Below are 13,519 nucleotides of genomic sequence, written 5' to 3'. Positions count from 1 at the left end.
CCAGCCCTTGCACAGGCGGGCGGCCTTGCTATCGGTCTTCTCGGGGATGGTGTGCGGGATACGGCGACGACGCAAACACGCGCGGATGGGTCCGTTGCTGTAAGCCTTGTCCGCTGCGAGGCTGTCGGACTTCTTGCGGGTCCCGGCGGCCCGAACCGAGGAAGCAGGGGGCGGGCGGCAGCAGCCGTCGGCGCTCAGGTGGAGCGTGCTGGTGAACCCGCCCCCGGAGCGGCCCGGATCCTCAGCGGCGGCCCGCCGGTGTACCGCAAGGCCAAGCAGAAATAAAGATGCGCAACGCAGTAAAACCTGCGAAATGGGCCACTGGCCGCAATACCACGGAAAACGTGCCCGCTACGCAGGCTCCGCGACCTGTTCAGGAGGAAGTCCGTATGGCAGTTCGACTCGACGCCGCGTCGTTGGCTCCTGGTCATCGTGCGGACGCGATCCGTGAATTCTCGTGGTCCATCAACGGCCGCGTAGAGGTGGACCTTCCGCCGAATCCGCACCGCCAGCGGGCCTATGCGACCACCAACACGCTGGGGTCGGTGAAAGTCTCGGAGATCGGCTGGAACGTGGCCCGCCTCCTGTGCACCGCTGCCCCGGTGGACGAGGACATGGTGCCGCACGTTCTCGTCCATCTCCAGGAGGCGGGGGTCTCCGATGTCCGCCAAGGGGGTAGGCACGCACTGAGAAGGGCCGGGGATCTCACGGTGCTCGACAATGCGAAGCCCTATGAGGTCCTTTTCCACGGCTCAACAGATTCGGTTCTCGTGCGCGTGCCCACGCATGTCCTGGGGCTGCGGCCGTCCTTGCTCGACCAGATCACCGCAGTGCCAATCAGTTCGGAGCGCCCGGTCGTGGGTGCCACAGCGGCATTCTTCACCCGGCTGGCCCGCCATCAGGCCGCAGCCGGCGAAGCTGATACCGCCCTGTTCGCGGAGCCCAGTGTCGACCTGATCAGGGCTGTGGTCACCGTGGCCCTGGACCGGGACGATCTGGCCAGAGCGCCTTTGAACAGCACACTTCTTGTGCGCGTTCAGGAATACGTCCGCCTGCATCTGGCAGACGCCGACCTGACCGCCGAACGTATCGCCGCCGAGCACGACGTTTCCGTACGCTGGCTCTACGTGACCCTGTCCCGAGCGGGTATCACCCTCAGTGAATGGATCAGGACGCAGCGCCTCGAGGAGTGCAAGAAAGAACTGGCCTCGCCAGTGCATCAGTTCATGACGATCGAGGCCATCGCCCACCGGTGGGGGTTCGCCAGCGCGGCCCACTTCAGTCGCGTTTTCAAGACCACGTACGGCCTGAGCCCCCGCGAGCTGCGGTTGCAACACACGGCGGGGAGAGCCGACTCTCACCAGCCTGACTGACGCCGGGCCCCGTGCCGGGCTTCCGTGACCCAGGGGGTTCCAACGCTCGGGACCGGTGGGCGACGACACCCGCCGGCCTCAGGGCGCGAGCGCGCCGAGGCGGTCGGCGGACCCGATCACCCCGCCGAGCAGCTCCAGACATAGACCGTCCCTACGAATATGAAGCGGTCCGGGAGACCGGGTATGGCTGATAGACCGTTGCCATTGATGGCTCTGGAAGAGTGGCCGCCCGGTCCTCCGGGACGCTCCGAACCGGCCCGACACCCTCGACGGCTTCATAGCCGGCACCGGCCTGACCCTCGACGACCCAGCCTCACCCTGACAAGCCGAAGTCAGATAGGCGCGGATCCGGGCATCTGACAGAGCGGGTGTCAGAGCTGAGGTGCCGGGCGGAGGGGCTCGCCGTTGACCTCAGTCGCTTCCGCCATGGTCCACCAGAGTTCGTCGCGCACGGTCAGGTAGGGATGCCATGCGCCGACAGCTCCGGCGCTCTCGAGGGCCTCGGCGACGTCGGCCAGGTAGGTGCCCAGTGACGGCCAGCCGTCGGAGAAGTCGGCGGGGTTGTCGCCCGGTGCCCATCCGACTCGGCCGTAGCCCGCCCCCGGCCGCAGGTCGATGATCTGGAGACCTCCGTCCGAAGCCCCGAACGGTAGCCAGCGTTCATTCCACCAGGACTCGCCGTCGGGGCCGGAGGCGGTGAAGCCGTCGACGTCCTCGGCGATGTCCATGCGTTCCTCGTACTCACCCACAATGCCGGCCACGGACAGCGTGGGCGCCGCGGGCAGGATCCGCAGCCACTCCCTCGTTCCGTCGTGGCGGTGCAGGGACTCGATCAGGTCGGTCGGGAAGGTCATTCCCAGTTTGTCCGCGGCGGTGCCGATCGCGTCGGCGGTCGCCGGAGGAGCCAGGAACGCGGCACTCGTCGGCGTGTGCCGCAGCAGCCAAGCTTCGATTCGAACCCATGCTTCGGTGACAGATCCCACCGGCGCATCATAGGGGCGACTTCATCCGGCTTGATCTCCTGCTCGAACAGCTCGGCTGTCTGCATCCGTACCGTCTCCCGGCGCTGCCGCTCCACAGCGGTCAGCCCGCCCCCATCCGCATACCTCACACATCACGGGATACAGCCACCCCCCCAAGGCCCTTCAGGGACTTCGCGAAGATTCACCCTGACGAGCCGAAGTCAGTAAAGACTGTGACGACTCGGGGAGTTGACGACGGGCTGCTGAATCCCCACCGTTACCAGCTGTGCAAGTTTTTTAGCGCCCGCGACGGACTGGACCACGCCGACTTTGACAAGGTCTCCGATATCAAGTCGGTGCGGGTTGGCGCGGTGGAGCGGGTCAAGCCGGTCGCCTGACTGGCTGCGACCGAGGGCGGCTCCGCACCTGGGCTGGGTGGGGGACCGCCGTCGTGTCCGGGGTCAGGGCAGGTGGGGAGGGGGATGCGGGTACGGCATGCTTTAGATGATGGCTGTGCTTGCTGCCTTCTTGGCCACGTAGATGGTGTTGGCCGCTGTGCCTGCTTGGAGTGGGTTGTCGAACTCGACGACGTGGGCTTCTGATTCTGCGAAGACCTGTGCGAGTGCCGCGTTGAAGTTCTCGTCCGGTGCGTCGTTCGACCACAGGGCGAAGACTCCGTTGGGGTGAAGCTGTTCGGCAAGGGCGTGCAGTCCCGCGGGCCGGTAGAGCGCGGCGTGGCGGGGGTGCAGTACGTGACGTGGTGAGTGGTCGATGTCCAGCAGGACGGCGTGGAAAAGGCGGCCCGGCGTCTGGGGGTCGAGGCCGTGCGGGTCGCCGGCCATCGCGAAGAAGTCGCCTTGGACCAGTCGGCAGCGGAGGTCCGACGTCAGCTGGGCGCCGAGCGGCACCATGCCGCGTTGATGCCAGTGGATTACCTCGGCGAGTGCCTCGACCACGATCAGCGACCGCAGCCGAGGGTCGTCCAGTGCCGCCTTTGCTGTGTAGCCGAGGCCGAGTCCGCCCACGGCGACGTCCAGTTCGGTGCCCGGCGTCTTCGCCAGGCCGAGTTGGGTGAGCGCGATCTCGCCTGCTGTGAAGAGGCTGGACATCAAGAACTCGTCACCGAGCTTGACTTCGTACACGTCGTTGCCGGACTCGGGGTCCCGCCGACGGCGCAGACTGATGTCGCCGAGCGGCGTCGTGCGCCAGTCGATCTCCTCGAAACGCGCGCTCATCCGTTCGCCTTCCTCAACGCGTCCGCAGCGCGGTCGCGCCCCACCGAAACCTACCGCTCCCGTCCTTGTTCCGACTCCTCGCCGACCCTTGCGAGCGCGTCGCGGAGGCCGCCGGTGCCTCGCCGTTCCTTTTCGTCGATCGCATGGATTAGCTGCTGACCCGGGCGGGTTTGTAGCCGTCGTGGCGCCCCGGTTCGTCGGAGGAGGGCTGGATGAGGGCCAGGCCCCGGGCGCCGGTGAGGGGGCGGGGGTGGAAGCGGCGAGTTGGTGCAGCCCGTCCATGTCGGAAGCTGCGGATGCCGCCGGGACGGGCACGTTGTACCCGGTGGCCGGGAGTTCTTCTGGTGGGGTGGCTGGCGTTGTGACGGGAGGAGGCCCGCCGCGCGCTCCGGGTGATGATCTGGGCTTGCCGGTGCGCGCGGCGGGTGTGAAGTCTCCGTGTTTCTTGGGGATGGCGACCACGGTCAGCGTTCTGACCTTGCCATCCGGCGATCGAATGAGACGGGGCGCTGCTGCCTCGATCTGACCTGAGCTGGTCCTTTGGCTCGCTGGCCCGGGAACCCATCGACTCCATGAGATTCCGTGCATCAGTTGAGGTTCCCCATGGTGCTCCCTCGGGGCGCAGACCGGGCGTCGTTTGACGGCGCGACTGGCCGCGGGCTGTTTCACGCGGCCACCCGCAGGAAGGACTTGCGGCGGCCGAGTCGCAGCTACTTAGCTTTGTCGTACCCGGCGATCAGCTGATGGCGTGCTCGCGGGATGCCGTGCGACGGTTGGGTAACAGGCAGCAGGGAAGGGGGCGGCAGATGCTGGCGGAGGCCCTGACGGCGCTGGCGTCGCTGGCCGGCAGCACGGTGGTGGCTGCCGCCACCACCGATGCATGGGAGACGGCCAGGTACAGGTTCGCCCGGCTGCTGGGCCGTGGCGACTCGAGGCAGGAACAGCTGGTGGAGCATCGGCTGGAGGAGACACGTCGGCAACTGACGAGGGCGGGGGGTGCCGAGCTGGAGCAGACCCGTACCTTCCAGACGGAGCGATGGGCTGGGCGGCTGGCGGACCTGCTGGAAGAAGACCCCGACGTGGAGGCTGAACTGCGGGCCCTGGTCGACGAGATCCAGGTGGTATTGCCGGCCGGGGCGGTGTCCGCAGGGGATCACGCAGTCGCGGCGGGGCGGGATGTGAACATCTCGGCATCTGGCGGCGCGATTGCCGCGGGGGTGATCCACGGGAACGTGGCGCCGCCGGGCCCTCCCGGGCCGGGCGCGGTCCAGGCCTGACCCCGCCCGGTACTTCTCCTGGCAGCCCGGACGTTGCCGCGGGCGCCTCGGTGCTGGCCCAGTACGGCGGTGTGGCTGTCGGTCACGCCGGATCGGTGATTGTCGATGGGCGGGCGCCGGTGTCGTGGCCGTGGCGGGTCGGCGCAGTGCCCGGCCAGGCCGAATCGTTCCAGCATCGTGGTGTCGCCGATGTGCTGGATGAGGCAGTGGCCGACGACGGGACGGCGCTGCTGTGCCTCGTGCTGGCCGGGACCGGCGGGGTGGGCAAGACACAGTTGGCCGCTGCGTATGCGCGTGCGGCGTGGCAGGCGGGCACGGTGGATCTGCTGGCGTGGGTCAACGCCGGCAGCCGTGATGCCGTGGTGGCGGCGTATGTGCAGGCCGGCGTCGAGGTGGCGGGAGCTGATCCGGGCGACCCGCAACAGGCCGCGGGACGGTTCATTACGTGGCTGGAGACCACCGACCGGCGGTGGCTGATTGTCTTGGATGATGTGGCCGACCCCGCCGACCTGCGCGGGTTGTGGCCACCGGCCAGCGGCCGCGGCCGGGTGCTGGTCACCACCCGACGCCGCGATGCCGCACTGACCGGAGGAGGCCGGCGACTGATCCACGTCGGCCTGTTCACCCCTGGTGAGGCCGGCGCGTACCTGACCGCCAAGCTCGCCGCCCACCAGCGGACAGACCAGCCTGACCAGATCGCGGACCTGGCCGCGGACCTGGGATTCCTGCCGCTGGCCCTGGCCCAGGCCGCGGCCTACCTGACCGACCGGGACCTGGACTGCGCGACCTACCGGGACCGACTGGCCGATCGCCGCCGGACCCTGCCCGACCTCGCCCCGGATGACAGCGGCCTGCCCGACGACCACCGCACCGTGCTGGCCGCCACCTGGTCGCTGTCCACCGAGCAGGCCGACCGGCTGCGCCCGGCTGGGCTGGCGCGCCCCATGCTGGAGCTGGCCAGCATGCTGGACCCCAACGGAATCCCCCAGGCGGTACTCACCAGCCCGCCCGCCCGTGCCTACCTGACCCGGTACCGCACCGCCGGCGCGGTCACCAGCGGCACAAGCCTCGATGCGCGATGGCAGGTTGATACAGGGGACGCAGCCGACGCGCTGCGCTGCCTGAGCCGGCTCAGCCTGGCCGAACTCGACCCCGCCGCTGCGCACCGGGCGGTGCGCGTGCACAGCCTCATCCAGCGCGCCGCCCGCGAAAGCCTGTCCAAAGCCCGCCGCGGCCCGCTGGCACGTGCCGCCGCCGACGCCCTGTTGGCGGCCTGGCCCGCGATCGAACGCGACATCGACCTGGCCCAGGCACTGCGCTCCAGCGCGGCCACGCTGACCCGCCGCACCTCAGACGAGCTGTGGCAGCCCGCGGTACACGAGATCATCTTCCGGGCCGGGGACAGCCTCGGCGAGGCCGGCCTGGCCACAGACGCCGTCGCCTATTTCCGGCACGCGGTGGACCAGGCCGCACGAATGCTCGGCCCTGACCATCCCAGCACGCTCCGGGCCCGGTACGCCCTCGGAAGATCGCGGGGGGAGTCCGGGGATTTCGCCGGCGCCGCCGACAGCCAGCGCGAGCTGCTTGCCGACCGGCTACGCGTGCTCGGCCCCGACCATCCCGACACCTTGGGCACCCGCGCTAGCCTCGCGTTCTGGCGGGGACATGGCGGAGATCCCGCCGGCGCGGCGGCCGACACGCACGCAGTGATCGCCGACATGGTCAGGGTGCTCGGCCCGGGCCACACCAGCACCTTGAGCGCACGGCACAACCTCGCCGACTGGCAGGGAAAGGCCGGAGACCCGGCCGGCGCGGCCGAAGCCTATGCCGAACTGCTCACCGACTCGCTGCGAGTGCTCGGCCCAGACCACTTCGACACCCTCGACACCCGCCGCAACCTCGCGTACTGGCGCGGGCGGGCCGGCGCCGCCGCCGAGGCCGCCGCCGCCCTCGAACTGGTTGCCGCGGACTATTCTCGCGTGCTTGGGCCGCATCACCCCGACACCATGCACGCCCGGGACGACCTGGCCTTCTGGCGAGGGCGGGCCGGTGATCCGGTCGGCGCCGTGGACGACTACGCCGAACTACTGGGCGACCGGCTGCGCGTACTCGGCCCCGACCACCCCCACACGCTGACCAATCGCCACAACCTGGCGGAATGGCGGGGGCTGGCCGGTGACGCGGCCGCGGCTGCGGAGGACTTCCAGGAGCTACTCGCCGATCAGACGCGAATCCTCGGCGCCGAACACCCCCATACCTTGAGCACCCGACACAACCTTGCGGGCTGGCAGGGGGAGGCGCACGGCGCAGCTGCGGCCCTGGAAGTACTGGAACCGCTCGCCGTCGACCGGCTGCACATCCTCGGGCCCGCGCACCCGGACACCTTGTCCACCCGGCACAATCTCGCCTACTGGCGGGGGAGAGCGGGAGACGCGCCCGCAGCCGTAGCTGGGCTGCGGCAACTCCTCGACGACCAGGTACCGATACTCGGCCCGGACCATCCCAGCACCCTGGCCGTCCGGCATAACCTCGCCTACTGGCAGGCCAAGGCAGGAGACACCGCGGGTGCCGTGGCGGAATTCCGTGAGCTATTGGATCACCAACTCCGCGTCCTCGGCCCAAACCACCCCGACACCCTGGAAACCCGGCAGGACCTCGCCGAGCAGCGGGCAAAATCCGGTGACGTCATCGGAGCGATTGCCGATTTCCGGCAACTGCTCGCAGACCAGCAACGGGTCCTGCGACCTGGCCATCCCCACGTCCTGGCCGCTCACGCGTACCTTGCCGAACTGTTGTCTTCGCGCCGGCCACGTTCAACTCGGTGAACTCTTGGGCGCTGGGGCTCACGCATCACTTCGTGGTGGGGGTGGCCGCCGAAGGCATCGGCAAGGGCATCCCGATCGTGGCGGTGCCCTGTGTGAACGCGGCCTATGTGCAGAACCTCCAGTTTGAGGAGAGCGTCGCGAAGTTGCGGGCGATGGGCGTGACCGTGCTGTACGGCGACGGCGGCTTCGTCCCGAACCGGCCTGGAACCGGAAAGCCCGCCGACTATCCCTGGCACCGGGCGCTGGATGCCGCAGCGAATCTGGCCGGGGTATGACCAGCCCGGCCGGTGTGGCACTGCGCGTTCCGGCCGCGCCGGCGGTCGCAGGGCCAGGTGATCGTGCGCACAACGATGGGGTCGGTTTCTAGGGCGGCCACCTCTCGTCGCCGCGGGTACGCCCCGAAGGGGACTTCACCACGGCGCATTCCGGCTTCGCACCGGGGCCGATCCCCAGGCCGTGCCGAGCGGCCGGGGCGTTCCGGGACAGGGGTCTTTCCCCGATTCGAAGGGACCGGGCCCGGTGGTGTCCTAGCGGTCGTGCCCATGATCGCGAGGAACTCCGCTGACATCGATGTCCATGCCGAGCCCCAGGCCCGGCCGGAGAGACGTCCGCCGCGATCGCCTGATCCTGAAAGGCCGGTCATGAAGACGACATTCTGGGATGCCGCGGCGAACCGCCGGTCCCTGCTGCGCACGGCGGCCGCGCTGCCCGCCGCCGCCGCGCTGGCCGGCGGGGCCCTGGGGGGCACGGCGGCCGCCGCGGCCGACACCCCCGGGCTTCCTGACTTCGCGCCCGTCCCGCCCGCCGCGACCGGGCCGAGAATCAACGACGCGGGCTACTTCGTGGGCCGGATCGACGGACACCTGTACTGGGTGACCGACGGCTTCTACCAGGCGATGTTCCTCAGCACCCGGGAAGGCGTCGTCCTGGTCGACGCCCCTCCGACCATCGGCCACAACCTGCTGCGGGCGATCGCGGAGGTGACACGGGCCAACGGCCGTCCGGCAACGGTGACCCACCTCGTTTACTCGCATTCGCACGCGGACCACGTGGGCGCCTCGTCGATCTTCGGCAAGGACGTCGTGCGCATCGGACATGCCGAGTGCCGGCGCCTGCTGCTGCGCGCCGCCGACCCGAACCGCCCGGCGCCGACCGTCACCTTCGAGGACCGCTACACACTGCACGTCGGCGGTGAACGGCTGGAGTTGGCCCACCACGGCCCGAACCACTCCCCGGACAACATCTTCATCCACGCGCCGGAGCACAGGACGCTGATGGTCGTCGACATCCTGTATCCGGGTTGGGTGCCGTTTAAGAACCTGGCGGTCTCCCAGGACATCCCGGCCTGGCTGCGGGCGCAGGACATCGCCATGGGGTACCCGTGGCGGACCCTGGTCGGCGGCCACCTCGGCCGGCTCGGCGTGCGCGCGGACGGCGACCTCCAGCGCGCCTACATGGCCGACCTCGAAGCCTCCACGCGGGCCGCCATGAACCTGGACCCCACGCCCTACTTCGACAAGTACGGCCCGCAGGGCAACTCGTGGGCGATCTTCAAGACCTATCTCGACGCGGTGGCGGCGCAGGCCGCCGCACCGGTCGCCGCGAAGTACACCGGGGTCCTCGCGGCCGCGGACGTGTTCACGCTCGACAACGCGGCGGCCCTGGTCGAGTCCTTCCGCATCGACGCCGGGACGCTGGGCCCGTTCGGCACCCGCCCCTGACGCCGGCTCCTGAGCTTCGCTCCTGATTTTCCGCCCGGTCCCGACCGGGCCCGCTCACCCATCGATTCCGCTCGCGAGAAAGGCCCGACGGCCATGACCAGCCCCACACCCGTCCTCTTCATCCACGGCCTGTGGCTGCACAGCACGTCCTGGCAGCCGTGGATCGACCTGTTCGGCGACGAGGGCTACGCCCCGTCCGCGCCCGGCTGGCCCGGCGACCCCGACACCGTGGAGGAGGCGCGGCAGAACCCCGAGAGCATCGCCGACCACGGCATCGACGACGTCGTCGAGCACTACGCGTCGATCATCCGCGGCCTGGACACGCTGCCCATCCTCATCGGCCACTCCTTCGGCGGCATGATCGCGCAGAAGCTGCTCGGCCAGGACCTGGCCGCGGCCGCGGTGGCGATCGACGCGGCTCAGATCAAGGGGGTCCTGCCGCTGCCGCTGTCGGCGCTGCGGTCGACGCTGCCCGTGTTCAAGAACCCGGCGAACAAGCACCGCGCGGTGTCCCTGAGCGCCGAGCAGTTCCGCTTCGCGTTCGGCAACGCCGTGAGCGAGGAGGAGTCGGACGCCCTGTTCGCGCAGTGGACCATTCCCGCGCCGGGCAAGCCACTGTTCGAGGCCGCAGCGGCGAACTTCAACCCGCATTCGCCGGCCAAGGTCGACACCGAGAACTCCGGGCGCGGCCCGCTGCTGCTGATGTCCGGCGGCAAGGACCACACCGTCCCGGAGGCCGTCACCCGCGCGACGCTCAAGCAGTACCGGCACTCCGACGCGGTCACCGACTTCATGGCCTTCCCCGACCGCGGGCACTCGCTGACCATCGACAGCGGCTGGCGCGAGGTCGCGGACGAGGCGCTGGCCTGGCTGCGGCGGCAGGGCCTGGAGGGCTCGCGATGACCGCTCCTTCCCACGACCTCGGCCTGGAGGGGCAGCGGGCGCTGGTTACGGGCGCCGGCCGGGGCATCGGCCTGGCGATCACCCAGGGCCTGGTCCGGGCCGGGGCCCGGGTCGTCGCCGGGACCAGGAAGCGCACGGAGGAACTCGACGACCTGATCGAGCAGGGGGCGGAGCTCACCGTCGTCGAGGTCGACCTGGCCACGCCCGACGGCCCGGCCGCGCTGGCGGCCGCCGCGGTGGAGCTGCACGGCGGGCTGGATGTCCTGGTGAACAACGTCGGCGCGGTGCGGCCGCGGGTCGAGGGCTTCGCGGCCATGACCGATGCCGACTGGGACTGGACGTTCACGGTCAACTTCATGGCCGCGGTGCGCACCACCCGCAGCGCGCTGCCGCATCTCGTCGACACCGGGGACGGCCGGATCGTCACCGTCTCCTCGGTCAACGCCCGGCTGCCCGATCCGCTGGTCATCGACTACAGCGCCGCCAAGGCCGCGCTGTCCAACTTCTGCAAGGCGCTGTCCAAGCAGGTGGGTCCGCAGGGCGTACGGGTCAACTCGGTGAGCCCGGGACCGGTCGAGACCGCGCTGTGGCGGGGCACGGACGGGGTGGCCGCGACCGTCGGCGCGAGCCTGGGCCTTGATCCGCACGCCGTCGCCGACACCGCCGCGGCCGAGGCGGTCACCGGGCGGTTCACCCTGCCCTCCGAAGTGGCCGACCTGGTCGTGTTCCTGGCCGGCCGGCGGTCGGGCAACGTCACCGGCGCCGACTTCCTCATCGACGGCGGCATGACCGACACCCTCTGATGATTCTGGAGCCCGAGTGAGATTCCACCTGCCCCGAAACCGCCGCCTGCTCGGCGCGGCCCTCGCCGTGGCCGTCGCCCTGGGGGTGACCACGTTCACCACGAACGCGGCCCCCGCGTCGGCCTCGTCCGCCGGCGAGCGGTTGCCCGCGGGGTTCAGCGAGCACAAGACCCGCGTCGCCGGTATCGGCCTGCACTACGTCATCGGCGGCCACGGGCCGACGCTGCTGCTCCTCCACGGCTACCCGCAGACCTGGTACGAGTGGCACGGCATCATGCCCGCCCTCGCCCAGCACTACACGGTCGTCGCCCCCGATCTGCCCGGCGCCGGGCAGAGCGACGCCCCGCCCTCCGGCTACGACAAGAAGACGATGGCCGCCGAGCTGCACGCGCTGCTGGTGTCGCTCAACAGGGCCGATGACGTGCGGATCGTCGGCCACGACATCGGCACGATGGTCGCCTACTCCTACGCCGCGCAGTACCCGGCGACGGTGAAGAAGCTGGTCCTCAGCGAGGCGCCGATCCCGGACAAGAGCATCTACTCGATCCCCTCACTGACCGAACAGGGGCCCGGTGTCTGGAACTTCGGCTTCTTCAACCTGACCGACGGCCTGCCGGAGGACATGATCAGAGGCCGGGAGGTCGCCTGGACCGCCGGCTTCATCGGCGGGTTCGAGGGCGTCCGGGGAGCGGTGAGCCCCGCCGACATCCGGGTGTTCGCGCACTACCTGCGCGACCCCGCCCACCTCGAGGCGAGCCTCGCCTGGTTCCGCGTGTTCCCGCAGGACATCCGCGACAACGAGGAGTTCGCGAAGACCCCGCTGCGGATGCCCGTGCTCGCCATCGGCGCCTCCGGCAGCCTCGGCGACGCCGAGGGCGAACAGACCGACAAGTACGCCTCCGACGTCACCGGGGTGACCATCGCCAACTCCGGCCACTGGATCTACGAAGAACACCCCGAGGAACTGACCGCCATGCTGCTCGGTTTCCTCGACCGTCCCTCCCCGCATCTGGAGAAGTGATCGTGATCAAGAGTTTCCCCGGCTTCGAAGCCTCAACCGACACCGAGCCGTTCTGGTTCCTCGGCGGGCAGGCCAGGATCCTGCTCCCGGGCCGGGCGACTGGCGACGCGATGAGCGTGATGGAGTTCTCCGACCCGATAGGCCACGCGCCGCCGCACCATGTGCACGAGAACGAGGAAGAGCTCTGGTTCGTGCTGGACGGCGAGGTGTCCTTTTTTGTCGGTGACAAGCGCCACGACCTGATCCCAGGGCAGGTCGCCTTCGGCCCGCGCGGTGTGCCGCACAGCTACCTGGTCCGTTCCGAGGGCGCGCGGCTCGCCGTCGTCTTCAGCCCGGCCGGCATCGAGGAGTGGTTCAGGGTCAACGGTGTCCCGGTGACCGACGCCAGGGACATTCCGCCGGCCTTCGACCTGGCGTCGATCGTGGGCTCGGCCGAGGCCTTCAAGCTGCGCGTCACCGGGCCGCCGCCCACGTTGTGACGCTCCATCAGTTGCCGACATCCAGAAGGGAAGCTGACATGAAGTACACCCTGCCGGTGCCGTCCGGACGGGCCCTGCTGCGACGCAGGAGCGTGGTGATCCCCGCGCTGGTGGCCGCGGCCCTGCTCGCCGTCCCGGCGAGTTCCGAGGCCGTGCCGCACTTCTCCGCCCCGGCGCCCGCCGCCGCGCACACGGCCAAGCCGACGGTCGTCCTGGTGCACGGCGCCTTCGCCGACTCCTCCAGCTGGAACGGGGTCGTGACGCGGCTGGAGCGCGAGGGTTACCCCGTCCTCGGCGTGGCGAACCCGCTGCGCGACCTGGCCGGTGACGCGGCCTACGTCTCCAGCGTCCTCGACAGCATCCCCGGGCCGGTCGTCCTGGTCGGGCACTCCTACGGCGGCGCGGTCATCACCGACGCCGCCGCGGGCCACACCAACGTCAAGGCCCTGGTCTACATCGCCGCGTTCGCGCCCGACCAGGGCGAGAGCGCCCTGGGGATCACCAGTGAGTACCCGGGCAGCCGGCTGCCGTCGTCCCTGGTGGTGCGGCCGTTCCCCGGCGGCGGCCAGGACGCCTACATCGACCCCGCCGCCTTCCAGAAGGTCTTCGCGGCGGACGTGCCGGCCCGCGAGACCCGCCTGATGGCGGCCGGGCAGCGCCCGGTGGCCGTGGGCGCGCTGGCCGCGCCCAGCAGCGCACCGGCCTGGCGGACCATCCCGTCGTGGTACCTGGTCGCCGGAGCCGACCAGGCCATCCCGCCGGCCGCGGAGCGGGCCATGGCCCAGCGTGCCCACTCCCGCACCGTGACGGTACGAGATGCCTCGCACGCCGTGTCGGTCTCCCATCCGGGAGCCGTCGCGGACCTCGTCGAGGCGGCCGCCCGGGCCACCGCCTGACCCACACGTACCGGTGAGCACCGA

At 70.2% G+C, this 13,519-nt stretch carries 13 protein-coding genes and 1 pseudogene; 11 read left to right on the top strand and 3 right to left on the bottom strand.

The annotated features are described in order from the left end of the window. Positions 1-389 precede the first annotated feature (389 nt). Positions 390-1,373, top strand: coding sequence for a helix-turn-helix domain-containing protein (locus ACFV3E_RS41140; protein WP_500540845.1), 984 nt, complete (start codon positions 390-392; stop codon positions 1,371-1,373). A gap of 371 nt (positions 1,374-1,744) precedes the next feature. Here ACFV3E_RS41140 and ACFV3E_RS41135 read toward each other — a convergent pair whose 3' ends face one another. Both ACFV3E_RS41135 and ACFV3E_RS41130 read right to left on the bottom strand, forming a co-directional pair. Further along, complete coding sequence (locus tag ACFV3E_RS41135) at positions 1,745-2,356, bottom strand: SMI1/KNR4 family protein (RefSeq protein WP_500540843.1); 612 nt, start codon at positions 2,354-2,356, stop codon at positions 1,745-1,747. Between the two features lie 2 nt (positions 2,357-2,358). Further along, a pseudogene (locus ACFV3E_RS41130) lies at positions 2,359-2,484 on the bottom strand (IS630 family transposase); the annotation flags it as partial. An 84-nt stretch (positions 2,485-2,568) separates the two neighbouring features. Here ACFV3E_RS41130 and ACFV3E_RS41125 point away from each other — a divergent pair. Next, positions 2,569-2,733 carry a hypothetical protein gene (locus ACFV3E_RS41125; RefSeq protein WP_500540841.1) on the top strand — a complete coding sequence of 55 codons (165 nt, stop codon included), beginning with the start codon at positions 2,569-2,571 and terminating at the stop codon, positions 2,731-2,733. Between the two features lie 102 nt (positions 2,734-2,835). On the opposite strand, the gene ACFV3E_RS41120 is transcribed toward ACFV3E_RS41125, so the two are convergent. Beyond that, positions 2,836-3,570: a spermidine synthase gene (locus ACFV3E_RS41120; protein WP_500540839.1), complete on the bottom strand. Its 735-nt coding sequence runs from the start codon at positions 3,568-3,570 to the stop codon at positions 2,836-2,838. An 806-nt stretch (positions 3,571-4,376) separates the two neighbouring features. On the opposite strand from ACFV3E_RS41120, the gene ACFV3E_RS41115 reads away from it, so the two are divergent. The 9 genes from ACFV3E_RS41115 (at position 4,377) to ACFV3E_RS41075 (ending at position 13,495) form a co-directional block, all read left to right on the top strand. Beyond that, on the top strand, positions 4,377-4,847 hold the full coding sequence (locus tag ACFV3E_RS41115; RefSeq protein ID WP_500540837.1) for a hypothetical protein: 471 nt from the start codon (positions 4,377-4,379) through the stop codon (positions 4,845-4,847). A gap of 50 nt (positions 4,848-4,897) precedes the next feature. Then, the gene (locus tag ACFV3E_RS41110; protein ID WP_500540833.1) at positions 4,898-7,672 is read left to right on the top strand and encodes a tetratricopeptide repeat protein; all 2,775 of its coding nucleotides are present in this window, start codon (positions 4,898-4,900) and stop codon (positions 7,670-7,672) included. Then, positions 7,669-7,947 carry a hypothetical protein gene (locus tag ACFV3E_RS41105; RefSeq protein ID WP_500540831.1) on the top strand — a complete coding sequence of 93 codons (279 nt, stop codon included), beginning with the start codon at positions 7,669-7,671 and terminating at the stop codon, positions 7,945-7,947. Before ACFV3E_RS41110 ends, ACFV3E_RS41105 begins: the two co-directional genes overlap by 4 nt. A gap of 366 nt (positions 7,948-8,313) precedes the next feature. Further along, positions 8,314-9,393 (top strand): MBL fold metallo-hydrolase, encoded by a 1,080-nt coding sequence (locus ACFV3E_RS41100; RefSeq protein ID WP_500540829.1) that lies wholly within the window; start codon positions 8,314-8,316, stop codon positions 9,391-9,393. Between the two features lie 93 nt (positions 9,394-9,486). After that, positions 9,487-10,296, top strand: a complete 810-nt coding sequence (locus ACFV3E_RS41095; RefSeq protein WP_500540827.1) for an alpha/beta hydrolase — start codon at positions 9,487-9,489, stop codon at positions 10,294-10,296. Further along, a complete protein-coding gene (locus ACFV3E_RS41090; protein WP_500540825.1) occupies positions 10,293-11,099 on the top strand; it encodes an SDR family NAD(P)-dependent oxidoreductase in 807 nt (268 codons plus the stop codon). Before ACFV3E_RS41095 ends, ACFV3E_RS41090 begins: the two co-directional genes overlap by 4 nt. 16 nt (positions 11,100-11,115) lie before the next feature. Then, entirely contained in the window at positions 11,116-12,120 is a 1,005-nt protein-coding gene (locus ACFV3E_RS41085) for an alpha/beta fold hydrolase (RefSeq protein WP_500540823.1), read from the top strand. Between the two features lie 2 nt (positions 12,121-12,122). Continuing rightward, positions 12,123-12,599: a cupin domain-containing protein gene (locus tag ACFV3E_RS41080; protein WP_500540821.1), complete on the top strand. Its 477-nt coding sequence runs from the start codon at positions 12,123-12,125 to the stop codon at positions 12,597-12,599. A 38-nt stretch (positions 12,600-12,637) separates the two neighbouring features. Further along, positions 12,638-13,495 carry an alpha/beta fold hydrolase gene (locus tag ACFV3E_RS41075; protein WP_500540820.1) on the top strand — a complete coding sequence of 286 codons (858 nt, stop codon included), beginning with the start codon at positions 12,638-12,640 and terminating at the stop codon, positions 13,493-13,495. Positions 13,496-13,519 lie beyond the last annotated feature (24 nt).

The sequence above is a fragment of the Streptomyces sp. NPDC059718 genome (assembly GCF_042733315.1).
Taxonomy (GTDB): domain Bacteria; phylum Actinomycetota; class Actinomycetes; order Streptomycetales; family Streptomycetaceae; genus Actinacidiphila.
Note: the sequence above shows the minus strand (reverse complement) of the source record. Positions and strands in the feature narration are given on the sequence as shown.

Bases quoted from the DNA above. Each gene is read 5' to 3' on its own strand.
- ACFV3E_RS41120 (WP_500540839.1), bottom strand. From the start codon at position 3,570: ATGAGCGCGCGTTTCGAGGAGATCGACTGGCGCACGACGCCGCTCGGC.
- ACFV3E_RS41075 (WP_500540820.1), top strand. From the start codon at position 12,638: ATGAAGTACACCCTGCCGGTGCCGTCCGGACGGGCCCTGCTGCGACGC.
- ACFV3E_RS41090 (WP_500540825.1), top strand. From the start codon at position 10,293: ATGACCGCTCCTTCCCACGACCTCGGCCTGGAGGGGCAGCGGGCGCTG.
- ACFV3E_RS41100 (WP_500540829.1), top strand. From the start codon at position 8,314: ATGAAGACGACATTCTGGGATGCCGCGGCGAACCGCCGGTCCCTGCTG.
- ACFV3E_RS41095 (WP_500540827.1), top strand. From the start codon at position 9,487: ATGACCAGCCCCACACCCGTCCTCTTCATCCACGGCCTGTGGCTGCAC.
- ACFV3E_RS41115 (WP_500540837.1), top strand. From the start codon at position 4,377: ATGCTGGCGGAGGCCCTGACGGCGCTGGCGTCGCTGGCCGGCAGCACG.
- ACFV3E_RS41140 (WP_500540845.1), top strand. From the start codon at position 390: ATGGCAGTTCGACTCGACGCCGCGTCGTTGGCTCCTGGTCATCGTGCG.